We start from the raw sequence: 23115 nt of genomic DNA, 5'->3' as shown, positions 1-23115 counted from the left end.
CCGGGCCGGGGCCTCTCGCGGGGCCCCGGCCTTTTTCTTGGGGACGCTCAGACGTTACCCCTCGCCGCCTCACCCGAGGCAGCCCGTGAGCGCCGAGACCGGGTCGGGACCGGTGCGGTCCCGGGCATGCCCGGCGGCCGGCTGCATAGGTGCCCGCGCACACGGAGCCCGAACGATGCTCACCCTCGACCACCTCGTCGTCGTCGCGCCCGACCTCGCGGAGGGCGTGGCCCATGTCCGGGACTGCCTCGGCCTCGCCATGCCCGAGGGCGGTCGCCACCGCGAGATGGGCACGCGCAACCACCTGCTGCGCCTCGGCGACGCCCTGTTCCTGGAGGTGATCGCCGTCGATCCGGAGGCGCCGCCGCCGTCGGGCGCCCGCTGGTTCGGCCTCGGCGACGCGGCGCGGGTGCGGGCCGACTGGGATTCGGGCCGGCGGCTGCGCGGCTTCGTCGCCCGCGCGGACGATCTCGACGGCCTCCTCGCCGCGCACGGCGCGCTCCTCGGCGCGGCGGCGACGATGACCCGGGGCGACCTGTCCTGGCGCTTCGCGGTGCCCCCGGGCGGGGCGTGGCCGGCGGACGGGGCCGCGCCCTGCGCGATGGCGTGGGGACCGCGCGGCAATCCCGCCGCGACGATGCCGGATCTCGGCGCCGGTCTGGAGGCGCTGGTCCTAACGGATCCGGATCCCGCCGCCGTCGCGGGGCTTCACGCGGCGCTGAGCCTCGTCGCTCCACCGCAGGTTGTAGCCGGCCGGGGCCCGCGCTGGACCGCCCGGATCAGCACGCCGTCGGGCCCGCGGACCCTGACCTGAGGGCGACGGACCCTCCTCGCCGGCCTGATCGGGTGGGCGACCGGCGAGGAGGGCCTGGCCGGGACTCGGAAGCCCAGGCAGCCACAACCTACCAGCGACTTATCGCGGTGCGGTGACAGGAAAGTCTCACTCCGCACAGGAAGTGTGCAGGCCCCGCCGGACCCTCAGGTGTGCGCGAAGATGTCGGTCTCGGGCCAGCCGTCGAGATCGAGGCGCGCCCGCGTCGGCAGGAAGCCGAAGCAGGCGGACGCGAGGTCGGTGCGACCCTCCCGGGCCAGCATCGCGTCGAGCCGCTCCCGGGCCGCGTGGAGGTGGAGGACGTCCGAGGCCGCGTAGTCGAGCTGGGCCTGCGACAGGGTCTCGGCGCCCCAGTCCGAGGATTGCTGCTGCTTCGACAGGTCGACGCCGACCAGCTCGCGGACCACGTCCTTCAGCCCGTGGCGATCCGTGTAGGTGCGCGCGAGCTTCGAGGCGATCTTGGTGCAGTAGACCGGGCTCGGCATCACGCCGAGGGCCCTGTACAGGACCGCCACGTCGAACCGCGCGAAGTGGAAGATCTTCAGGATGCCGGGATCGGCCAGGACCCGCTTGAGCACCACCGGCTCCGGCCCGTCCTGCGGGATCTGCACCACGTCGGCCGTGCCGTCGCCGGTGGAGAGCTGCACCACGCAGAGGCGGTCCCGATGCGGGTTGAGACCGAGCGTCTCGGTGTCGATGGCCACCGCCCGCCCCGCGTCGTAGGTGGCGGGCAGGTCGCCGCGGTGAAGACGTACGGTCGGGCTCGGCATCGTTCTCGGACCTTGCGGGGTTTTCGGCCGGTAGCATCGGTGCCAAGTGCCGGCAAGCCGCGGACGATCCGCGCGGCCGGGACCGACAGGGAGCTGGACATGACGGCAGCCGAGGTGATCGCGACCCTGGGGTTGAAGCCCCATCCGGAGGGCGGCCATTACCGCGAGACGTTCCGCGATCCACGGACCGTCGACGGCCGTTCGGTCGGCACCGCGATCTACTTCCTGCTCGACCTCGGCGAGGTCTCGGCGTGGCACCGGGTCGACGCCACCGAGATCTGGCACTGGCACGCCGGCGCGCCGCTGGTGATCACCACGAGCCCCAACGGGCACGACGCCGAGGCCCGGCATCTCGGGCCGGACCTCGGCGCCGGGCAGCGCCCGCAATGCGTCGTGCCGGCCGGCCACTGGCAGACCGCCACCAGCCTGGGCGCCTGGACGCTCGTCGGCTGCACGGTCTCGCCGGGCTTCGACTTCGCCGGCTTCGAGATGGCGCCGCCCGACTGGCGGCCGACGCCGCGCGGATGATCCGCCGCTATCATGGCGGCGGCGCGCCGGGGCGTGCGGGGTCACGCCCCTGTCACCGTCCCCCTCTACCGGCGGCCTGAAACGGGAGGTTCGCGATGCGTGCGATCATGTTGGGGCTGGGGCTGCTTCTGGGAGCGGGCGCCGCGCTCGCCGGCGAGGCCGCCCAGCTCGGCCCCCGGCCCTTCTACCTCGTCGACCAGCTGAAGCCCGGCCCGCTCAAGGACAGGCTCGCCGCCTGCGGCGTCGACCGGACCTACACGCCCCGGACCTTCTCGATCTCGCACCGCGGCGCGCCGCTGATGTTTCCCGAACACACCCGGGAGGGCCTGCTCGCCGCGTACCGGATGGGCGCCGGGATCATCGAGTGCGACGTGGCCTTCACCAAGGACCGCCAGCTCGTCTGCCGCCACAGCCAGTGCGACCTGCACACGACCACCGACATCCTCGCCCGGCCCGAGCTCGCGGCGAAGTGCACGCAGGGCTTCACGCCGGCCGACCCGGCCACCGGGCGGAAGGCCTCGGCCAAGTGCTGCACCAGCGACCTGACGCTGGACGAATTCAAGTCGCTGAACGGGAAGATGGACGCGTCCGACCCGGACGCCACCACGGTAGCGGCCTACATGAACGCCACGCCGCGCTGGCGCACCGACCTCTACGCCGGCACCGGCACGCTGATGTCGCACAAGGAGTACATCGCGCTGGTGAAGGGGATGGGGCGGAAATTCACCCCCGAGCTGAAGGCGCCCCAGGTCCCGATGCCGTTCCAGGGCAGCTACACGCAGGACATGTACGCCCAGCAGCTGGTCGACGAGTACCGGGAGGCCGGGATCCCGGCCTCCGACGTCTACCCGCAGAGCTTCCAGCTCCGCGACATCCTCTACTGGCTGGAGAAGGATCCGGAATTCGGCCGCCAGGCGATCTTCCTCGACGACCGGGACGAGACCGCGAAGGGCTTCGACCCGGAGAAGCCCGCCACGTGGCAGCCCGGCATGGCCGAGCTCGCCCGGAAGGGCGTGAAGATCCTGGCGCCGCCGCTGTGGATGCTGGTCCGGCCGGGCCCGGACGGGACGATCGAGCCCTCGACCTACGCCCGGGAGGCCAAGGCGGCCGGGCTGGGGCTGATCGCGTGGTCGCTGGAGCGCTCGGGCCCCCTGAAGGGCGGCGGCGGGTATTATTACCAGTCGATCAAGCCGGTGGTCACCGGCGACGGCGACATCCTGCGGCTGCTCGACGTCCTGCACGGTCAGGTGGGCGTGCTGGGGGTCTTCTCCGACTGGCCCGCGACCACGACCTTCTACGCCAACTGCGTCGGCGCTCCGTAGCGCCGCCGCTCAGTCGGCCCAGAGGGCCACGAGGGAGAAGAGGCCGGCCATCACGAAGTTCACGATCAGGAAGCCGGTGATGATGAGGGCGAGCGTCATGGTGGCCTCGGAGGCGGAGCGGTCTGGGGGATGGGGGCGCGGCGCGGCCAGGTCTTCGTGGACCTGCGCCGCCCGCCGATGAGCCCCGCGGCGCGACCGCGGGGCCGTGCGCGGCGTCCGCCTAGTGCGGGCTCAGCACGTGGAGGAGGTTGAACAGGTACTCGCCGCTCAGCGGCTTCCAGCCGAGCCGCCGCCGGATCAGGCCGTAGCCCGCGCAGGTCAGAGCGGCGGAGCCGAGGACCGCGAGCGTGAACCAAGCGAGGCTGGCGGTCGCGAACCCGACGGCGCTGCCGAACAGGGCCACGGTCACGAAGATGATCCGGCTCGGGTTGCGCGGGCCGCGCGTCGTCATGTCGGACATGGGCACCTCCCTCGATCCGGATCAGCGGGCGCGGCAGTTCGGGCCGTACCAAGTCATGGTCCGGCGATCCATGCCGCCGTCCGAGGAGGCGCCGCAGACGGGGAACCGCGCGTCGCCGGTGCGCTGCAGGCTCATGACCTTGTAGAGGTCCTGCTGGGCCTCGCGGCGGCGGTTCTGCTCGGCGAGCTGCGCCTGCCAGTACAGGTTGCTGTTGGACTGGGCGACGGCGCGCTGCTGGTGGAGCCCCATCATGCACTCGGCGAAGCCGTCGGTGCCGGGCTCGAAGCCGAAAGCGTAGCACTGGTTCTGATCCAGCGCGTGGCGCTCTTGCGGGGTGACGCAGGCCGCCAGCCCCAGGGCACAGGCCGCCGCGAGCCCGAGCTTCGCGATTGCGGGCAGCCCGGAGCGGTCGTCACCGATCGCGGTCGTGCGGGAAGAACAATTCTGGCTCGCGCCGATAAACTGAACGCCGAATTTACCGTGAAACCAGTTGTTCATGATCCTCAGGACCTCGATTTCTATCGGCAGGACCATCCGTGAGCCGATGGAAGGAGGTCTATACGAGGCCGTTCGAATTGTTCGTGTCTCAGAACACGCGGGCCGGAGGCTCGATCGCTGCCCGCAATGCCCGTTATCCCGCCCGACGCGCGATTCCGCACGCGAGGAAGGACTTTCGTCACGCTTGATGGGTCGGATGGTGCGGGCCCGCGACCACGGCCGGCGGCGCGTGGGCCGGACCGGCGCGGCCCGGGACGGTCGCCGGCAGGCGGGGCCCGGCGCTAGGAGCGCCGTCGTCGGGCTCGGCCGCGCGGAGTGTCGGAAGGAACGCTCACCGGACGGAGAGTTGCGCGTCCGGCGCGGTGGGGCGGCTCGCCCACAGGGCGGGCGCGCCGGGTCGATCCGGCGCGCCCGCGGCGATCAGACGAAGTGCTGGCCGCCGTTGATGGTCAGCGTCGAGCCGTTCACGAAGCCGGCCTCGTCGCTCGCCAGATACTCGACCGCGTGGGCGATCTCGTCGGCCTCGCCGAGGCGGCCGGTCGGGATCGTGGAGATGATCTTGTTGCGGATGTCCTCCGCCACCGCCATCACCATCTCGGTGGCGATGTAGCCCGGCGCCACCACGTTGACCGTGATGCCCTTCGAGGCGCTCTCTTGCGCGAGCGCCTTGGCGAAGCCGATCACGCCGGCCTTGGCGGCCGAGTAGTTGGTCTGCCCGGCCTGGCCCTTCTGGCCGTTGATCGACGAGATGATGATGATGCGGCCGAAGTTGCGGCTGCGCATGCCCTCGATCAGCGGACGGGTGCAGGTGAACATCGAGTCGAGGTTGGTCTTGATGACCGCCTGCCACTTCTCGAACGTCATCTTGTGGAAGGCACCGTCCCGGGTGATGCCGGCGTTGTTCACCAGGATGTCCACCGGGCCGAGCTCGGCCTCGATCGCCTTGATGCCGGCCTCGCAGCTCGCGAGATCGCCCACGTCGAACTTGAAGACGGGGATTCCGGTCTCGGCCTTGAAGGCGTTGGCCGCCTCGTCGTTGCCGGCGTAGTTGGCGGCGACCTTGTAGCCCTTGTCCTTGAGCCGCTTCGAGATCGCCGCGCCGATGCCGCGGGTGCCGCCCGTCACGAGGGCGACGCGTCCTTGAGCCATTGTTTCCTCCTGTTCGCATCACTTGATGCCGCGTGCGGATGGCGTCCGCACGCGATTTTTTCTGACTTCGGCCTTAAGTCTATGTTGTGGGCCGATACTGTCGTGACAGACCGATCAGGTCCGCTCGACGCACATCGCCACGCCCATGCCGCCGCCGATGCAGAGCGTGGCGAGGCCCTTCTTGGCGTCGCGGCGCTTCATCTCGTGAAGCAGGGTGACGAGGACGCGGGCGCCCGAGGCACCGATCGGGTGGCCGATGGCGATGGCGCCGCCGTTGACGTTCACCTTCGCGTCGTCCCAGCCCATGTCCTTGTTCACGGCCAGCGCCTGGGCCGCGAAGGCCTCGTTCGCCTCGATCAGGTCGAGGTCGGACGGCTTCCAGCCGGCCTTCTCCAGGGCCTTGCGCGAGGCGGGGATCGGGCCGGTGCCCATGACCTTCGGGTCGACGCCCGCGGTCGCCCAGGACTTGATCCGGGCGAGCGGGGTCAGGCCGCGGCGCTCGGCCTCAGAGGCCGACATCAGCACCAGGGCGGCGGCGCCGTCGTTGAGGCCCGAGGCGTTGGCGGCCGTGACGGTGCCGTCCTTGGTGAAGGCCGGCTTCAGCTTGCCCATCGCCTCCAGGGTGGCGCCGTCGCGGATGTACTCGTCGGTGTCGACGACCGTGTCGCCCTTCTTCCCCGGCACCGTGACCGGGACGATCTCGTCCTTGAACCGGCCCTCCTTGCGGGCGGCCTCGGCCTTGTTCTGCGAGCGGGTCGCGAACTGGTCCTGCTGCTCGCGGGTGAGCTGGAAGGCCTGGGCGACGTTCTCGGCGGTCTGGCCCATATGGTAGCCGTTGAAGGCGTCCCAGAGCCCGTCCTTGATCATGGTGTCGACGAGCTTCACGTCGCCCATCTTCTGGCCGCCGCGCAGGTACTGCGCGTGGGGCGACAGCGACATCGATTCCTGGCCGCCGGCCACGATGACCTTGGCGTCGCCGTTGGCGATCTGCTGCATGCCGATCGCGACCGTGCGCAGGCCCGATCCGCAGACCTGGTTGAGGCCCCAGGCGGTGGCCTTCTCGGGGATGCCGGCCTTGATGGCCGCCTGCCGGGCGGGGTTCTGGCCGGCGCCCGCGGTGAGGACCTGGCCGAAGATCACCTCGTCCACCTCGTCGGGCGAGACCTTAGCGCGCTCCAGGGCGGCCTTGATCGCCGTCGCGCCGAGCTCGTGGGCCGGCACCGCCCCGAAGGCGCCGCCGAACGAGCCGACCGGCGTGCGCGCCGCCCCGACGATGACGATCTCTTCGCTGCCTGCCATGTGAACGTTCTCCTCTCGCGAGCCGGCGCGCCTTCCACGTCCCGGGGCGCGCTCTGTGCCGGCCCTGGGATGAAGGGCCTGAGGTGGGCGAAGTCAAGGTTGTGGATCAACGCGCCAAACGCGCCGATGACGCGACCGCGAGACTGAAATGGCGCGACCGCCCCGACCGCTCTGCATTATTCTGCGTTGAACAGCTGCAGTTTGCTGTTTTCTGCGCCCGGGGAAGGCTTTAAGGATCGTGTTGCGGGCGCGAAGACAGCCCCCGTCAGACAGCACCGCGCGTCTGCAACGCCCCCCGGTCCCGAGTCCAGAAAGGCCGTTCCCGATGGCGGATACCGTCAAGGCCACCCAGACCGTCATCAAGAAGTACGCCAACCGGCGCCTCTATCACACCGGCACCTCGACGTACGTGACGCTGGAGGACCTCGCCACGATGGTGCAGAACGGCGAGGATTTCGTCGTCTACGACGCGCGCACGGGCGACGACATCACCCGCTCGGTCCTGACGCAGATCATCTTCGAGCAGGAGAACAAGGCCGGCGCCGAGAACCTGCTCCCGGTGGCGTTCCTGCGCCAGCTGATCCGCTTCTACGGCGACAGCATGCGCACGATGGTGCCGAGCTTCCTCGAATTCTCGATGGCGAACTTCGCCAAGGACCAGGACGGCCTGCGCGAGAAATTCGCCCAGAGCTTCGGCCCGGCGGCGTTCCAGAACGCCATCGAGCAGCAGGTGCGCACCAACATGAACTTCTTCGGCGATGCCATGAAGATGTTCACGGGCTTCGCCCCGCCCGCGCCGGGAGCCCAGCCGACGGCGCCGGCCGCGACTCAGCCCGCGACCTACGGGGGCGGCGAGCTGGACGATCTCAAGCGCCAGATGCTGGAGATGCAGCAGCGCCTGGAGGCGCTCGCGAAAAAGTAATTCGGCCGGACCGATCGGACGAAGGGTTGACGATCGGTAAACGTCGGCCCCACCTTTGCGACACGGGCACGGAAACGTGCGGAGAATGTGCGCATGGTGCGTATCGGAACAGTCAGCCGTCTCGGCCCGACACAGGTCCGCTCCACCCGGCGCGCGCCGGTCCCGGACGCGGACGCCTCCCCCGAGGCGGCGCGGACGAAGGTCCAGGCGCTCGCCCTGATCGACGGAGGGCTGTCCGAAGCGCCGTCGAGCACCCAGACAGCAGAACGCGCGGCCGCGGGGAGACCCCGCGCCGGCTTCATCGCGCAATTGCTGACGGCCGACGATCCGACGCTGCTGCCGTCGCGCCTGGAACGGACCCGGATGGCCGCCGCGCGCTACGCGGACGCCGCGCGGCGCCTCGCCTGAGGCGCCGCCCTCGCGAGGTTCAGGCCTCGGCCGACTTCACCTTCAGGACCTGACGGCCGCGGTACATGCCGGTCTTCAGGTCGATGTGGTGCGGACGGCGCAGCTCGCCGGAATCCTTGTCCTCGACGTAGGTCGGCGCCTTGAGGGCGTCGGCCGAGCGGCGCATGCCGCGGCGGGAGGGGGAGGTCTTTCGCTTCGGAACGGCCATGGCAGGATCCTTCGTGACGCCGCGGACAAAGCGGCGCGCGGGCGGCTCCTCGATCGAGGATCGCCACGCACACCGCGGGATACGGATGAGGCCGGGCTTATAGCTCCGGCGCCGGCCCGTGACTAGGGGTGCCGGACCACAACCGTTAAGGGCGGGTTCAAGCGGAGCGGCGCAGATCTGGCCGGACGGCACCGCGGTGCGGGCCGCGCCTCTCGGGAGAACGCCATGGCTTCCTCCACCAAGACCCTCGCCCTCCTCGCCCTCCTGTCGAGCCTCGTCGCGGCCCCAGCCCTGGCGCAGGCGCCGCAGGCGCCGACGACCGCGGCACCGACGGCCCCCGCGAAGCCCGCCGCCCCGAGCGCGCCCGTCGCCGGATCGCCGAACGCCGCCAAGGGGGCGCTGATCGATCTCAACAGCGCCAGCACCGAGGAGCTCGACGCGCTGCCCGGCATCGGCGCGGCGCGCGCGGCCGCGATCATCAAGGGACGGCCGTATCGCGGGAAGGACGATCTCGTCTCCAAGAAGATCATCCCGCAGAGCGTCTACGACGGCATCAAGGACAAGGTCATCGCCAAGCAGAAGTAGCCGCTACTCCGCGATCGCCCCCTGGGGCATGGAGAAGCCGGGGGGCGTCTTCGGGGCCGCCGCCTTCGGTGCCGCCTGGCGGGGCGCCTTCTTGCGGGCCTCGGCCTTCGGCACCTTCGGCGCCTTGACGGCGGGCGCCGCCTCGCAGGCGCGGAAGGTCAGCTGCGCCAGGGGCGTCCCCTCCTCGCTGACGATCGCGATCGGGTCGGGGAAGGTCGGCAGCGTCGGCTCCCAGTGGATCGGGCTGCCCAGCATCGCCTCGACACCCGACGCGGCGCCGCCGCGCCGCAGCGTGGTGAAATCGGGCCCGTAGGCCGTGGCGACCTTTCCGGCGATCACGACCTGGAGAACCTCGTTCACCTCGGTCGTCAGCGGCCTGAGCGGGTTCGTCGTGCGGACCTGCCCGGCCCGCGTGATCACCATCTTGAACCCCTTGGCGCTCTCGAAGCGGGCCGCCTGCGTCCCGCAGGGCTGCTCGAGGGTCGGGCCGGCAGCGGGCGTGGGGCTCGCCGCCTGAGGCGCGGCTTGGCCCGGCGGCGCCGTCGCGGCGGGCGCGGCCGGCGCAGGCGCGGCCGGTGCAGGCGCGACTTGCGCGGGCGAAGCCTGGGGAGGCGCGGCCGGCGCCGGCTTGCCGGCAGGCGCGGCGGTCGCCTGCATCGTCGACAGGCAGAGAGGACCGGCGAGCAGCAGCCCGGCCACCCCGCGCGCACATCGCTTCATCGCCCGGCTCCCGGCGGATCTCCGCGGAGCGCCGCGTCGCGCTGCGTCCGGTCGAGGGCGCGGATCGGCTCCAGTTCGATCGCGTCCAGATCGAGCACGCGTGGGTCGAGCACCTGGGCGCTGCGGTCGATCGGGCTCTTGCGCGGTCCGACCGAGCCGAGGACGAGGTCCTCGTCCTCGATGTCGAGTTCGGAACCCATGCGCAGGGGCTCGCGTCGGCCGCGCGCCGCCATCGCGGCCACGGCGACGATGGCGACAGCGAAGACCAGAATAGCCAGGATGATGAACAGGCGCTCCATCAGGAGGTCAGCTCTAGCCTGCGGTTCAGGCCGCCGCCACCCCATCCCATCGTCGATATCGCCCCGCCGCGTCGCGGTTGTGTGTCCCCTCACGTCCCACGTCACGTCCCCGGTCACGTCCTCGGCCCCGTCTTCGGTCAGTAGCCGGTCAGTAGCCGGTCAGTCCCGGGTCACGTGCGGAACGCTCCTTGCGTGGGCCGCCGGACCGGGTAGATGCGGGCAGACCGGAGCCGGGACCGACCGATGCAGCACGAGCCGAGCCGCGAGCCCGAGGAACTGGAGGCGCACCTCCTCGGACTGATCGAGGCCGCCCGGGATCAGGCCCGGGAGGACCCGTTCCGCAACCCCGTCCTGGCGGTGACCCTGGCGATCACCCGGCGCTTCGACCGGAACGAGATCTCGACGGGCGACCTGGACGGCCTGTTCGTGCGCCTGCGTGCCGCAGCGCTGGCAGCGCGGGCGGAACGGCTGCGGGCCTATGTCGGGCTCGATGCCGGCCCGGAGGATCCGCAGGCGGCGATCCCCGCGCGGCTCGTGGCGGCGGCACCCGACCGGCCGGACGGCGTCGGGGCTTTCGCGGCCCTGATCCACCGCACCGCCTTCGCGGTGGTGTTCACGGCCCACCCCACCTTCGGCATGCCCCGAGCCGTCGCGGGCCTCCTCGCCGAGGCCGCGAGCCTGCCCGACGCCAGGGACCGCGCCGGGCTGGTCGCGCGCGCGGCGGCCCTGTCGACCCGGCCGGACGCGCCGATCACCCTGGATGTCGAGTTCGAGCAGGCCTGCGCGGCGGCCAATAACGGCCGGCTCGCCCTCGACGCCTTCAACGGCGCCCTGCTCGACGCCGCCCGCGCCCGCTGGCCCGACCGCTGGACCGAGCTGACGCCCCGCCCCTTCGCCATCGCCAGCTGGGTCGGCTGCGACACCGACGGGCGCACCGATATCGGCTGGTGGGACACCCTGCGCTACCGGCTGATCTCGAAGCGCATGCAGTTCGACCGGGTGATGCGCGACCTGCCCGAGATCCCGGCCTGCCGCGAGGTCCGGGCCCTCGCGGAGAACGCCCTGGCGGCGGTGAACCGCCAGCTCACGGTGGCGCCGCGCCTCGGCGACCAGCCATCGCTCGAGGCGGTGCACCGCTTCGCCCTGGCGCTCATCATCGAGCGCGAGCGCGCCCAGACCGACGCGGGCGCCCTCGTCGCCGCGCTGACCAAGGCCCTCGAGGCCGCCGACGACCCGGCCGACCAGCGCCGGATCGCCGTCCTGCGCGCGGGCGTCGCGACGCACGGCCTGTCGAACGCCCTGCCGCATTTCCGGCTGAACGCCAGCCAGATCCACAACGCGGTGCGGCGGGTGATCGACCTGGAGGGCGAGCCCACCGACGCGGCCCGCCGCCGCTCGCACCTCGCGACGATCCACACGCTGCTGAACGACGTCCGCCCGGTGGCGGTCGATTTCGGGGCGCTCGCGGCCGAGCGGGCCTCGGCGGCGCGGCTGATGATGACGATCGCCCAGATCCTCAAGCACGTCGACGGCACCCATCCGGTGCGCTTCCTCATCGCCGAGACCGAGACCGGCTACACCCTGCTCGCCGCCCTCTGGCTCGCGCGCCACTACGGCATCGCCGACAAGCTCGAGATCACGCCGCTGTTCGAGACGGCGAGCGCGCTGGAGCAGGGCATCCGGGTGCTCGACGACGCCCTGCGCAACCCGCACTGGCGCCAGTACCTGAAGCGCATCGGCCGCCTCACCGTGCAGTTCGGCTACTCCGATTCGGGCCGCTACGTCGGCCAGCTCGCGGCGACCTTCTGGATCGAGCGGCTGCGGCTGCGCATCACCGAGATGCTGGTCCAGAACGGCCTGTCCGACGTCGAGCTCGCGATCTTCGACACGCATGGCGAATCGATCGGGCGCGGCGCCCATCCGACCTCCCTGCGCGACCGCCTCGCCTACCTCGCCCCGGAGGATGCCCGGGACCGGGCCCGCAAGGCCGGCATCCGCGTCCGGCTCGAATCGAGCTTCCAGGGCACCGACGGCTACCTGCTGTACGGCACCGAGGCGCTGGCGCGCGCCAGCGTCGCCCGCATCGCGGAGCACGTCTACGCCCTCGACGTGACGGAGGAGGACTCGTTCTCGGACTACGCCCTGAACGACCGGCCGAAGGCCTCCGACGGCAAGGTCGACCCGATCTACGCCGAGCCGGATTTCGCCCTCGAATTCTTCACCGCAGCCCGCCAGGACATGGAGTCGCTGGTCGACGACCCGGGCTACGCGGCGCTCCTCGGCACCTTCGGCCCGAGCCTGATCGACCGGACCGGGTCGCGCCCGGTCGCGCGCCAGACCGACAACGGCGGCCCGGCGCGGATCACCCATCCGCGCCAGATGCGGGCGATCCCCAACAACGCGATCCTGCACCAGCTCGGCTTCCTGGCGAACTCCCTCCACGGGATCGGCCGGGCCGCGCAGCGCGGCCCCGACCTGTTCCGCGACATGCGGCGCGATTCGGTGCGCTTCTCCCGGGCCTTCCGGCTGGTCCAGCACGCCGCCTCGGTCGGCGACCTCGACGTGCTGCGGGCCTATATCGACACCCTCGATCCGGCCGTGTGGCTGGAGCGGGCGCGGCGCACCCAGAAGGATTTCCGCCGGGACGAACTGGTGGTGATCTCCGGGGCGCTGGAGCGCCTCGACCTCGCCCCCGCGCTGCGGAACCTGTTCGGACGCCTGACCCGGGACTGGCTCGCCCTGAGCGCTGCCGCCCCGGACCTGCCCGCCATGTCGGCCCGGCTGACGCTGCTCCACGCCCTGCGCCTCGCGCTGATCCACCGGATCTGGTTCCTGGCGGTGCATATCCCGGGCTTCCGACCGCAGGCGGGCATCTCCCGCGAGCAGCTGCTGGAGCGCTTCCTGCGGCTGGACATCGACGGCTGCCTGAAGCTCCTCGACGCGATCTTCCCGGTGACGCCGGACCCGACGCTGGGCCTGAACTTCGGCGAGGCGGCCGGCCCGCGCGACGTCGGCACCTACGAGGCGGAGCACGCCAACCTGTTCCAGCCGATCCGCCGGATGTTCGATCAGGTGCGGGAGATCTCGGGGATGATCCAGCACGAGGTCGGGGCGTTCGGGTAGGCGCGGCCCTCAGGCCGCCTCCACCCGAAGGACCGTGCCGCCGATCCCGGTGACGCGCACCCGGCGGCCCGCCGGCAGGTCGGGCCCCTCGACCCGCCACAGCGTGTCGTCGAAGCGGATCCGGCCCGCGCCCCGCACGATCGGCTCGTCGAGCACGCCCTCGCGCCCGATCAGGCCGCGGTCGGCGCGGTTCAGGTCCGGCCCGGCCCGCCTGCCGCGGTGCTGGAGGCGGGCCGCGAGCGCCACCAGGGCGACGGCGAGACCGGCGAACAGCAGGGTCTGGCCCTGCCAGGGCATGGGCAGCGCCGCGGCCGCGAGGCCGGTCGCGACGGCGGCGAGGCCGAGCCAGATCAGGAACACGCCGGGCAGCAGGATCTCGGCACCGGCGAGCACGAGGCCGGCGATGACCCAGCTCCAGGCCGCCCCGAGGGCCCCGAGGGTTCCGGCGAGGGAATCGAGCGTCACCGGCGTCAGGCCCGCGGCGCCGCGACGTTCGGCGGGGTCCCGGTGCGCCGGGGCGCGGCGGCGCCGTCGCCGAAGACCGTGCGGGTGAGCTCGCCGATGCCGCCGAGCGTGCCGGCGAGGGCCGCCGCCTCGATCGGCACCACCACGACCCGCTGGTTCGGCGCGGTGGCGATCGCCCGCACCGCGTCGACGTACTTCTCGGCCACGAGGAAGTTCGCCGCCGCGATGTCGCCCTCGGCGATCGCCCGGCTGACCATCCCGGTCGCCGCCGCCTCGGCCTCGGCCGAGCGCTCCCGCGCCTCCGCGTCGCGGAACGCGGCCTCGCGCCGGCCCTCCGCCTCCAGGATCGCCGACTGCTTGCGCCCCTCGGCCCGCAGGATCTCGGCGGCGCGCTGCCCCTCCGCCTCCAGGATCGAGGCGCGCTTCTCGCGCTCGGCCTTCATCTGCCGGGCCATCGCCCCGGCGAGGTCGGCCGGGAGCACGATGTCCTTGATCTCGATCCGGTTGATCTTGACGCCCCAGGGCGAGGCCGCCGCGTCCATCACCCGGAGCAGGCGCTCGTTGATCTCGTCGCGGTGGGCGAGGAGCTGGTCGAGATCCATCGAGCCGACCACGGTGCGGATGTTGGTCATGGTCAGGGTCGTGGCCGCGAGGTCGAGGCTCGAGACCTCGTAGGAGGCGCGCGCCGCGTCGAGCACTTGGTAGAACACCACCGCGTCGATGGTGACGCCGGCATTGTCGCGGGTGAAGGCCTGCTGGCTCGGCACGTCGATGACCTGCTCCATCACGTTGACCTTGCGGCCGATCCGCTCGACGAAGGGCGTGATCAGGCCGAGGCCGGCGTCGAGGCTGCGGGCGTAGCGGCCGAAGCGCTCCACCGTGTAGACATGGCCCTGGGGCACGATCTTCACGCCCGCGGCCAGGGTGATGATCGCCAGCACCGCCAAGCCCACGGCGAACACGCTTAGCCCCAACGGAAGCCCCATCGACACCCCTCCCCTGACGGCGCCACGGCCGGCGCGGCCGCGCAGCCTAACAGGCCGATCGGGGCTCCGCGACCGCGTGTCCGCGGGGCACCCCGGAGGCGTGCCGCGCCGCGGCGTGAACGGTCACCCGCGGATGTCGATCATCAATGGTTCAGGCCGCCGCGCTTAGGAAGCCGGCAAGCGTCGCGTTCGTCGTCGCTCGGACCCCGTCAACGCAACGCTTGTTGAAGAAATATTCGGCATGATCCCCGCCACCCTCGCTGCGGAAAGAAGTCCTTTCGCGCCGCTGCGGGCGGCAGAAATCCCCACCCAACCGGACTCGGTGCGCGCGTGAAGATCGCTGTCCTCGCACATCTGAAATACCCGATCGGCCAGCCCTACGCCGGCGGCCTGGAGATGCACACGCATCTCCTGACCGTCGCGCTGAAGCGGCACGGGCACGACGTCACGCTGTTCGCGAGCCGCGGGTCCGACCCGGCGCTCGACCCGGTCATGCTCTGCGATCCGACCGGGGACGCGCTCCTCGACCCGGAGCGGGAGGAGGCGATCGACCGGGAGGAGGAGGACGCCTACCGGCGCATGATGGAGATGGTCGCGGCCGGAGGCTTCGATCTCGTCCACAACAACGCGCTGCACGCCCTGCCGCTGCGCGAGAGCGCCCGGCTCGGCCTGCCCTGGGTCACCGTGCTGCACACGCCGCCCTTCGACTCCCTGGTCGGCGGCGTCGTCCAGGCCGACCCCGACATGGCCTTCCTGGCGGTGTCCCCGTCGCTGGCGCAGGAATGGGCGCATCTCGTGCCCGGCGCCCAGGTGGTCGACAACGGCGTGGACCTCTCGACCTTCGCGTTCTCACACGCTGCCGACGATACGCCCTTCGCCTTCTGGTCGGGCCGGATCGTGCCCGAGAAGGGGCTGCACCTCGCGATCGACGCGGCGCGCGCCGCCGGGCTGCCGCTGACCTTCGCGGGTCCCAAGCTCAATCCCGGCTACTGGGCCGCCGAGATCGCCCCGCGTCTCGGGCCGGACCTGACGCATCTCGGCCATCTCTCCCACCGGGACCTCGCCCACCATCTCGGCCGGGCCCGCGTGGCGATCGTCTCGCCCCGCTGGGAGGAGCCCTTCGGCCTCGTCGTGGCAGAGGCCCTGGCCTGCGGCACGCCGGTCGCCGCCTTCCGGCGCGGCGCCATGCCCGACATCCTGGACGCGTCCTGCGGCCGCCTCGCCCGCCCGGACGACCCGCAGGATCTCTCGGTGGCGATCCGGGAGGCCGCCGACCTGTCGCGCCGGGCCTGCCGCGACCGCGCCGAGGCGCTCTACGACGCCGCCGCCATGACCGGGCGCTACCTGGAGGCCTACGACGCCGTGATCGCGCGCTGCGCCGAGCGGGCGCGGCCGGCCCTGCGCGTCGCCGGAGGACGCGGCTGAACGGCGCGGATCGGCGCGCCGCAATCCGCACCCGAGCCCGGAGCCCGGCGGCATGACGGGCCGCCCCCGACCTCCGCGGCGCACGAGGGTGCCACGGGAGACCTGTCATGACCACCGACGCCGACCATCCGGCCCCGCCCCCCTGCGTCGTCTGCATTCCCGCCCGGAACGAGGCCGAGCGCCTGCCGCGCCTGCTCGCCTCCCTGGCCGCGCAGAACGGCGTCTCGGCGCGGGCGCCCCTGCGCGTCGTGGTGCTGGCCAACAATTGCACGGACGGGACCGTCCAGGCGGTGCGAGACGTCGAGGCCTCGGGCATCCTCGCCACCCTGACCCTCCGGCTGATCGCGGTCGAGCTCGGCGGCGCGGACGCCCATGTCGGCACGGCGCGGCGCATGGCACTCGATGCCGGTGCCGACTGGCTGGAGGCGGACGGTGAGCCGGACGGCATCCTCCTGACCACCGACGCGGATGCCCGCCTGCCGGCCGAGTGGGTCGCGGCCAACCTCCGCGCGCTGGAGGCCGCCGACATCGTCGGTGGCCGGCTGGTGATCGACGACGACGGCACGCCGGACCCCGCCCTGACGGACCTGCACGCGCGCATCGAGCGCTACTGGTCCGGCGTCCGACGCCTGGAGGACCTGCTCGACCCGCCGCCCTACGATCCCGCCCCCCGTCACGGCGACCATACCGGCGCGAGCCTCGCCGTGCCCGCGATCCTGTACCGGGCGGTCGGCGGGCTGCCGGCGCTGCCCTGCGGCGAGGACAACGCCCTCGTCGGGCTGCTGCGCGCCAACGGCGCGCGCCTGCGCCACTGCCCGAACGTGCAGGTGCTGGTCTCGTCCCGCCACCAGGGGCGGGTCTCGGGCGGCATGGCCACCGAGATGCTGCGCCGGACCCGCGTCCTCGACGGGGAGGCCTACCTGCTGCCGGAGGCCGCGCACTGGCAGGCGCTGATCCTGCGCCGCGCGGCCCTGCGCCGGGCCTTCCACCTCGACCCGCAGGCCCGCGCTGCGGCCTGCGCGCGGCTCGGTCTCGACGCCGACGACCTCGCCGTCGTCGGGGCCTGCCCGAACGACATCGCCTTCGTGGAGCGGGCCGACCGGATCCTCGAATCGCGCAGCCCGCCCGCGCGGGACTGCGCCCTCGATCAGGCAGTCGCCGATCTCGACGCCCTCGCCTCGTCCCTGAGGGACGCCGCGTGACCCGCGGCATCGGCTGGTACGTCCATCACCAGGGCGCCGGCCACCTCCAGCGAGCCCGGGCCGTCGCCGCTGCCCTGGACCGGCCCTGCACGATCCTCGGGACGCTGGCCGGGTTCGACACCGCCGGCCTCGACACCGTCGACCTGCCCGACGACCGCCCCCTCGGCGACGCGGCCTTCGACGGCCGGGACGGCGCGACCGAGCGGCCCGAGGCCCTGCACTACGCGCCGCTCAACCATCCGGGGGTCCGCGCGCGGATGGCGCGCATCGCCGCCTGGGCGGAGCGAGCCGAGCCGGCCCTCCTGGTCGTCGACGTCTCGGTGGAGGTGGCGCTCCTGGCGCGCCTCCTGTCGGTGCCGACCCTGGTGGTGCGACTCGCGGGGACCCGGACCGACCGGCCGCATCTGGAGGCATTCCGCGGCGCGACGCGGCTGCTGGCCCCCTTCCCCGCGGCACTCGACGGCGCGGCCGTGCCGGACTGGGTCCGGGCCAAGACGCTGTACACGGGCTTCCTGGGCGCGCCGGCGCAGGCCCCGATCGAGGCGGGACGCGAGATCTTGGTCGTGTTCGGCCGCGGCGGCGCGGGGGGCGATCTCGCGGATCTCGCCGCGGCCGCGCGGGCGGTGCCGGACCGGCCGTGGCACGTCCTGGGGCCGGTCTCAGGCTCGGGCGCCGTCCCCGGCAACCTGCACCTGCACGGCTGGGTCCCGGACGTCGAGGCGCGGGTCGCTCGGGCGGCTTTGCTGGTGGGCGGCGGCGGCGACGGCGTGGTCGCCCTGGCGGCCGCGCAGCGGAAGCGCTTCGTCTGCCTCCCGGAGGAGCGTGCCTACGGGGAGCAGACCGAGAAGGCCGAGGCTCTGGCCCGGCTCGGGGCCGCGATCGTTCATCCCGGCTGGCCCTCGGCCGCGGCGTGGCCTAGCCTCATCGCGGCGGCCCTCGCCATCGACCCATCGGTGATCGGCGGCCTGCACGACCCGGACGCGGTCCGGACCTGCGCAGCGACGATCCAGACCCTGGTCGCGGATCTCTGAACGGCCGGGCCGCGACGGAGCGGGCGGTCGCCGCGCCGGCGCGGGTGCCTCAGTCCGCACTCAAGTCCGCACTCAGGAGATCAGGTCGAGCTTCGCGGCCTCGATCCCGTCGGCGCGGATCGTGTCCGGCAGGGACGAGAAGTCGCGATAGCCCGCCTCGCGCGCCATGGCGTCGAGGGCCGTCTGCTCGTCATCGGCCGCCCCCGTCCAGAGCACCGCGCCGCTCTTCGTCTGCCTAATCTGGAAAATGCTCATCGACCCCTCCCCGGTCCCGAGAAGACCATCGGCCTATTAACGTCGCTATTCGTGGCTGGTTGCAGGTTGAGCGCCGTGAACGGCCGCGCTCCGGCCGCGCCGATCACCTGCGGCGCGAGGCCCGGCGACGGCCCCGCCGGATGGCGCTATGCTCGACCTCCGGTGGAGTGGCTCGCCATGAAAACGCCGACCTGCCCAGCGAGGGAGAGGCACTACCAGTCCAGCGCCGATTGCGAGGCCCCCGTCGTGAACTCCGTCCGTTGGCGCGCGCCCCGCCTCAGTCTCCTGTGCGGGCTCGCGATCCTCGCCGGGGCGCCGGCCAGGGCCGTCGAGACCGCCGCCGTTCCCGACGCGGCCGCCATCGCGCCCGCCGTCACCGTGGTCCCGGCCGAGAACCGCGAGATCGTCGAGCGGGCCGTCGTTACCGGCACGCTGGTCCCACGCGACGAGATCCTCGTCTCCCCAGAGGTCGAGGGCCTGCGCATCACCGATCTCCTCGTCGAGGAGGGCGACCGCGTCACCAAGGGACAGGTTCTCGCCAAGCTGTCGCTGGAGATGATCGTCACCCAGGAGGCCTCGAACGCCGCGGCGATCGCCCGGGCCGAGGCGGCCATCGTCCAGGCCCAGAGCCAGATCGTCCAGGCGGAGGCGGCCAACGTCGAAGCCAAGCAGTCGCTGGAGCGGGCCCAGGCGCTCGCCAAGACCGGGAACGCAACCGCGGCCGTGCTGGAACAGCGCGTCTCGGCGGCGCAGGGGGCGGAAGGGCGCCTCGCCGCCGCCAGGGGCGGCCTGCAATCGGCGCAGGCCGACCTCGCCACCGCCCGGGCGGCCGGCGCCGAGATCGCCCTGCGGCGTGCCCGCACCGATATCCGGGCGCCGGAGGCCGGCATCGTCAATCGCCGCACCGCCCGGATCGGCGCCACAGCCACCGCGGTGGGCGAGCCGCTGTTCCGGCTGATCGCCCGGGGCGAGATCGAGTTGGAAGGCGAGGTGCCGGAGACGTCGCTGGCGCGCATCCACGTCGGCAACCCGGCGAGCCTCGACCTCGATGTCGGCCGCCGCCTCGCCGGCAAGGTGCGCCGGGTCTACCCAGAGGTCGACCGGGCGACGCGGCTCGGCAAGGTGCGCATCCGCCTCGGCGACGATCCGGCCCTGCGCATCGGCGCCTTCGCGCGCGGCAACGTCGAGATCGCGCGCCGCACCGGCGTGGCCGTGCCGGTCTCCAGCCTGCTCTACGCGGCCGACGGCCGCGCCAGCGTCCTCGTGGTGAAGGACGGGCGCGTCGAGGCGCGGCCCGTGGCCGCGGGGCTCTCCGCCGACGGCTTTACGGAACTCCGCTCCGGCGTCGCGGCCGGCGAGAGCGTCGTGGCCCGCGCGGGGAGCTTCCTGCGCGACGGCGACCGGGTGCGCCCCGTGCCGGCGCCCACCAGCACGCCGATCGCCGACGCGGCCCCGCGGTAGGACGAGTCGAAGGATCCGGCCATGCGCCTCAACGTCTCCGCCTGGGCGATCCGCAGGCCCCTGCCCTCGGTGGTCCTGTTCCTGGTCCTGATGATCCTCGGGCTGGTGAGCTTCCGCGCGCTGCCGATCACGCGGTTCCCCAACATCGACATCCCGATCGTCTCGGTGACGATCACCCAGTCGGGCGCCGCGCCCGCCGAACTCCAGACCCAGGTCACCAAGTGGGTCGAGGATTCGGTCGCCGGCGTGAAGGGCGTCAAGCACATCCTCTCGACGATCACGGAGGGCACCTCCACCACCACGATCGAGTTCCGCCTGGAGGTGAACCAGGATCGGGCGACCAACGACGTCAAGGACGCGATCGCCAAGATCCGCCAGAACCTGCCGCGGACGATCGACGAGCCGATCGTCTCGCGCGTGGAGATCGCCGGCCTGCCGATCATGGTCTACGGCGCCTCAGCGCCCGCCATGACGCCCGAGGACCTGTCGTGGTTCGTGGACGACGTCGTCGCCCGGGGCCTCCAGAGCGTGAAGGGCGTCGGCGGCGTCGAGCGCCTCGGCGGCGTCGCCCGCGAGATCCGCGTCACCCTGAAGCCCGACCGCCTGCTGGCGCTGGGCATCACCGCCGCGGACGTGAACCGGCAGCTGCGCCTGACCTCGGCCGACATGGCCGGCGGCCGGGCCGAGGTCGGCGGCCAGGAGCAGTCCATCCGGGCGCTGGCCGCCTCGGCGAGTCTCGAGACGCTGGCCAAGACCTCCATCGTGGTGCCGGGCAACCGCAAGGTCCGCCTCGACGAGCTCGCGACCCTGTCGGACACCGCCGAGGAGCCCCGCACCTTCGCGCGCTTCAACGGCGAGCCGGTGGTCGCCTTCGCGATCTCCCGCGCCAGCGGCGCCAGCGACGCCGACGTGTCGGCGGGCGTCGCCAAGAAGATCGCGGCGCTGCACGCGGCCAATCCCAGCGTGCGGTTCGACCTGATCGACACCAGCGTCGTCAACACGATCGGCAACTACCACTCGGCCATGATGGGCCTGATCGAGGGGGCCCTCCTCGCCGTCGTGGTGGTCCTGCTGTTCCTCCGGGACTGGCGCGCGACCCTGATCGCCGCGGTGGCGCTGCCCCTCTCGGTGCTGCCGACCTTCTGGGTGATGAGCGCCCTGGGCTTCTCGCTCAACGCCGTCAGCCTGCTGGCGATCACGCTCGTCACCGGCATCCTGGTGGACGACGCGATCGTGGAGATCGAGAACATCGTCCGGCACATGCGGATGGGGAAGTCGCCCTACCGCGCGTCCCTCGAGGCCGCCGACGAGATCGGCCTCGCGGTCATCGCCATCACGGCGACGATCATCGCGATCTTCTCGCCGGTGTCGTTCATGGGCGGCATCGCCGGCCAGTACTTCAAGCAGTTCGGCCTGACCATCGCGGCCGCGGTGTTCATGTCGCTGCTCGTGGCGCGCCTGATCACGCCGCTGCTCGCCGCCTACTTCCTGCGCGACCACGGGCCGGACCACGAGCGGGACGGCGTCATCATGCGCGGCTACACCCGCCTCGTGGCGTGGTCGGTCCGGCACAAGTTCATCACGCTGGTGCTCGGCCTCGCGTGCTTCGCCGGCTCCATCGCCTCCACGGGCCTGCTGCCCGCGGGCTTCCTGCCGGCCGAGGACCAGGCCCGCACCCTGTTCGTGGTGGAGCTGCCGCCGGGCGCCCGGCTCCAGGACACGGTCCGGGTCACCGACCGCATCGAGGAGAAGATCCGCGCGCTGCCCGAGGTGAAGAGCGTGTTCGTGGACGGCGGCCGTCAGCTGCCGGCCAAGAAGGAGGTGCGGCTCGCGAGCCTCACCATCAACCTCACGCCGAAGAACAGCCGCGACAAGACGCAGAAGCAGATCGACGCCGAGGTCGCGGCGATCCTCCGAGAGGAGCCGGACCTGCGCTTCTGGGCCCTGCGCGAGGGCGGCCAGCGCGACCTCGCGCTGATCATCGCCGGCCCCGACAAGGCCGTGGTGGCCGAGACGGCGGCCAAGCTCCAGCGCGAGGCCCAGCAGGTCCCGCACCTCGTCAACGTCATGTCGACGGCCCCCCTCGACCGGACCGAGGTCCGGATCCGGCCGAAGCCCGCCGTGGCGGCCGATCTCGGCGTCAGCACCGACACCATCGCCGAGACCGTGCGGGTCGGGACGATCGGCGACATCGGCATGAACCTCGCCAAGTTCAACGCCACCGACCGGCAGATCCCGATCCGCGTGCAGCTCCCCGAGAGCGTGCGCGGCCGGCTCTCCGACCTCGAGACCCTGAAGGTGCCGGTGAAGGGCGGGACGGCCGTGCCGCTCGCGACCGTGGCCGACATCAGCCTCGGCCAGGGCCCGACCGGCATCGACCGCTACGACCGCGCCGTGCGCGTCGCCCTGGAGGGCGACATGCAGGGCACCGACGCGCTCGCCGCGCTGATCGGCCAGGTGATGAACCTGCCGACCGCCAAGAACCTGCCGCCCGGCGTCACGATCAGCCAGACCGGCGACGCCGAGGTGATGGGCGAGGTCTTCGAGGGCTTCGCGCTGGCCATGGGCGCCGGCCTGATGATGGTCTTCGGCGTGCTGATCCTGCTGTTCGGCAACTTCCTGCAGCCGCTGACCATCCTGTTCTCGCTGCCGCTCTCCATCGGCGGCGCGATCCTGGCGCTGCTGATCTGCCACATGCCGATCTCGATGCCGGTGGTGATCGGCATCCTGATGCTGATGGGCGTCGTGACCAAGAACGCCATCATGCTGGTAGACTTCGCCGTCGAGCAGATCCGCGCCGGCGTCGATCGGAACGTCGCGATCGTCGATGCCGGCCGCAAGCGCGCCCGGCCGATCGTGATGACCACCATCGCCATGGCGGCCGGCATGGTCCCCTCCGCGATGGCCTACGGGATCGGCGGCGAGTTCCGCTCGCCCATGGCGGTGGCGGTGATCGGCGGCCTGATCGTCTCGACGGTGCTGTCGCTCGTCTTCGTGCCGGCGATCTTCGTGCTGATGGACGACCTGTCCCGCCTGCTGACGCGGCTGTTCGGCCGCTTCATCGGCGAGCGCGACGATCCGGAGGATGCCCCCGTCTTCGATCCGGCCCATCCGGCCAATGACGGGCACCCGCCGCCGCCGCGGATCGCCGCGGAGTAGAGCGGGTC

General features: G+C 72.3%; 23 protein-coding genes. 12 read left to right on the top strand and 11 right to left on the bottom strand.

Going from position 1 to position 23115, the window contains the following annotated elements:
- Nucleotides 1-175: 175 nt before the first annotated feature.
- Nucleotides 176-814, top strand: a complete 639-nt coding sequence (locus ASG32_RS24235) for a VOC family protein (protein WP_056531531.1) — start codon at nt 176-178, stop codon at nt 812-814.
- Between the two features lie 164 nt (nt 815-978).
- Here the strand turns inward: ASG32_RS24235 and ASG32_RS24230 are convergent, their stop codons facing one another.
- Entirely contained in the window at nt 979-1602 is a 624-nt protein-coding gene (locus ASG32_RS24230; RefSeq protein WP_020090768.1) for a ribonuclease D, read from the bottom strand.
- A 99-nt stretch (nt 1603-1701) separates the two neighbouring features.
- Here ASG32_RS24230 and ASG32_RS24225 point away from each other — a divergent pair, with 99 nt between their 5' ends.
- On the top strand, nt 1702-2130 hold the full coding sequence (locus ASG32_RS24225) for a cupin domain-containing protein (protein ID WP_056531529.1): 429 nt from the start codon (nt 1702-1704) through the stop codon (nt 2128-2130).
- 95 nt (nt 2131-2225) lie between these two features.
- Complete coding sequence (locus tag ASG32_RS24220) at nt 2226-3452, top strand: glycerophosphodiester phosphodiesterase family protein (RefSeq protein WP_056531528.1); 1227 nt, start codon at nt 2226-2228, stop codon at nt 3450-3452.
- 220 nt (nt 3453-3672) lie between these two features.
- Here the strand turns inward: ASG32_RS24220 and ASG32_RS24215 are convergent, their stop codons facing one another.
- From ASG32_RS24215 to ASG32_RS24200, 4 genes are all read right to left on the bottom strand, one after another.
- Nucleotides 3673-3912: a hypothetical protein gene (locus tag ASG32_RS24215; protein ID WP_056531526.1), complete on the bottom strand. Its 240-nt coding sequence runs from the start codon at nt 3910-3912 to the stop codon at nt 3673-3675.
- 21 nt (nt 3913-3933) lie between these two features.
- A complete protein-coding gene (locus ASG32_RS24210; RefSeq protein WP_107351999.1) occupies nt 3934-4410 on the bottom strand; it encodes a hypothetical protein in 477 nt (158 codons plus the stop codon).
- A 420-nt stretch (nt 4411-4830) separates the two neighbouring features.
- Nucleotides 4831-5559 (bottom strand): acetoacetyl-CoA reductase, encoded by a 729-nt coding sequence (gene phbB / locus ASG32_RS24205; RefSeq protein WP_020090774.1) that lies wholly within the window; start codon nt 5557-5559, stop codon nt 4831-4833.
- A 114-nt stretch (nt 5560-5673) separates the two neighbouring features.
- A complete protein-coding gene (locus ASG32_RS24200; protein ID WP_056531524.1) occupies nt 5674-6858 on the bottom strand; it encodes an acetyl-CoA C-acetyltransferase in 1185 nt (394 codons plus the stop codon).
- 325 nt (nt 6859-7183) lie between these two features.
- On the opposite strand from ASG32_RS24200, the gene phaR reads away from it, so the two are divergent.
- A complete protein-coding gene (phaR, locus tag ASG32_RS24195) occupies nt 7184-7780 on the top strand; it encodes a polyhydroxyalkanoate synthesis repressor PhaR (RefSeq protein WP_056531522.1) in 597 nt (198 codons plus the stop codon).
- 93 nt (nt 7781-7873) lie between these two features.
- Nucleotides 7874-8188, top strand: a complete 315-nt coding sequence (locus ASG32_RS24190; RefSeq protein ID WP_056531520.1) for a hypothetical protein — start codon at nt 7874-7876, stop codon at nt 8186-8188.
- A 19-nt stretch (nt 8189-8207) separates the two neighbouring features.
- Here the strand turns inward: ASG32_RS24190 and rpmF are convergent, their stop codons facing one another.
- Nucleotides 8208-8396 (bottom strand): 50S ribosomal protein L32, encoded by a 189-nt coding sequence (rpmF, locus tag ASG32_RS24185; RefSeq protein WP_003601373.1) that lies wholly within the window; start codon nt 8394-8396, stop codon nt 8208-8210.
- Between the two features lie 225 nt (nt 8397-8621).
- Here rpmF and ASG32_RS24180 point away from each other — a divergent pair, with 225 nt between their 5' ends.
- A complete protein-coding gene (locus ASG32_RS24180) occupies nt 8622-8981 on the top strand; it encodes a helix-hairpin-helix domain-containing protein (RefSeq protein ID WP_056531519.1) in 360 nt (119 codons plus the stop codon).
- A gap of 3 nt (nt 8982-8984) precedes the next feature.
- Here ASG32_RS24180 and ASG32_RS24175 read toward each other — a convergent pair whose 3' ends face one another.
- Both ASG32_RS24175 and ASG32_RS24170 read right to left on the bottom strand, forming a co-directional pair.
- A complete protein-coding gene (locus ASG32_RS24175) occupies nt 8985-9701 on the bottom strand; it encodes a hypothetical protein (protein WP_056531517.1) in 717 nt (238 codons plus the stop codon).
- Nucleotides 9698-10000 (bottom strand): hypothetical protein, encoded by a 303-nt coding sequence (locus tag ASG32_RS24170; RefSeq protein WP_056531515.1) that lies wholly within the window; start codon nt 9998-10000, stop codon nt 9698-9700. Before ASG32_RS24170 ends, ASG32_RS24175 begins: the two co-directional genes overlap by 4 nt.
- A 243-nt stretch (nt 10001-10243) precedes the next feature.
- Between ASG32_RS24170 and ASG32_RS24165 the strand changes: the two genes are divergently transcribed.
- Entirely contained in the window at nt 10244-13123 is a 2880-nt protein-coding gene (locus tag ASG32_RS24165; RefSeq protein ID WP_056531513.1) for a phosphoenolpyruvate carboxylase, read from the top strand.
- A gap of 9 nt (nt 13124-13132) precedes the next feature.
- Here ASG32_RS24165 and ASG32_RS24160 read toward each other — a convergent pair whose 3' ends face one another.
- A complete protein-coding gene (locus tag ASG32_RS24160; RefSeq protein WP_056531510.1) occupies nt 13133-13588 on the bottom strand; it encodes an NfeD family protein in 456 nt (151 codons plus the stop codon).
- A gap of 5 nt (nt 13589-13593) precedes the next feature.
- Nucleotides 13594-14574, bottom strand: coding sequence for an SPFH domain-containing protein (locus ASG32_RS24155; protein WP_056531508.1), 981 nt, complete (start codon nt 14572-14574; stop codon nt 13594-13596).
- 330 nt (nt 14575-14904) lie between these two features.
- On the opposite strand from ASG32_RS24155, the gene ASG32_RS24150 reads away from it, so the two are divergent.
- The 3 genes from ASG32_RS24150 to ASG32_RS24140 all read left to right on the top strand — a co-directional run bounded on the left by ASG32_RS24150 (nt 14905) and on the right by ASG32_RS24140 (nt 18232).
- Entirely contained in the window at nt 14905-15999 is a 1095-nt protein-coding gene (locus ASG32_RS24150) for a glycosyltransferase family 4 protein (RefSeq protein WP_056531507.1), read from the top strand.
- Nucleotides 16000-16106: 107 nt separating this feature from the next.
- A complete protein-coding gene (locus ASG32_RS24145; protein ID WP_056531505.1) occupies nt 16107-17201 on the top strand; it encodes a glycosyltransferase in 1095 nt (364 codons plus the stop codon).
- On the top strand, nt 17198-18232 hold the full coding sequence (locus ASG32_RS24140) for a glycosyl transferase (RefSeq protein WP_056531503.1): 1035 nt from the start codon (nt 17198-17200) through the stop codon (nt 18230-18232). Before ASG32_RS24145 ends, ASG32_RS24140 begins: the two co-directional genes overlap by 4 nt.
- A gap of 72 nt (nt 18233-18304) precedes the next feature.
- On the opposite strand, the gene ASG32_RS24135 is transcribed toward ASG32_RS24140, so the two are convergent.
- Nucleotides 18305-18487, bottom strand: coding sequence for a hypothetical protein (locus tag ASG32_RS24135; RefSeq protein WP_020090787.1), 183 nt, complete (start codon nt 18485-18487; stop codon nt 18305-18307).
- 177 nt (nt 18488-18664) lie between these two features.
- On the opposite strand from ASG32_RS24135, the gene ASG32_RS24130 reads away from it, so the two are divergent.
- Together ASG32_RS24130 and ASG32_RS24125 are read left to right on the top strand one after the other, a co-directional pair.
- Entirely contained in the window at nt 18665-19948 is a 1284-nt protein-coding gene (locus ASG32_RS24130; RefSeq protein ID WP_082558052.1) for an efflux RND transporter periplasmic adaptor subunit, read from the top strand.
- A 21-nt stretch (nt 19949-19969) separates the two neighbouring features.
- A complete protein-coding gene (locus ASG32_RS24125) occupies nt 19970-23107 on the top strand; it encodes an efflux RND transporter permease subunit (RefSeq protein WP_056531500.1) in 3138 nt (1045 codons plus the stop codon).
- Nucleotides 23108-23115: the final 8 nt, after the last annotated feature.

Origin of the sequence: Methylobacterium sp. Leaf361 (assembly GCF_001424445.1) — a bacterium.
Lineage (GTDB): Bacteria > Pseudomonadota > Alphaproteobacteria > Rhizobiales > Beijerinckiaceae > Methylobacterium.
Note: the sequence above shows the minus strand (reverse complement) of the source record. Positions and strands in the feature narration are given on the sequence as shown.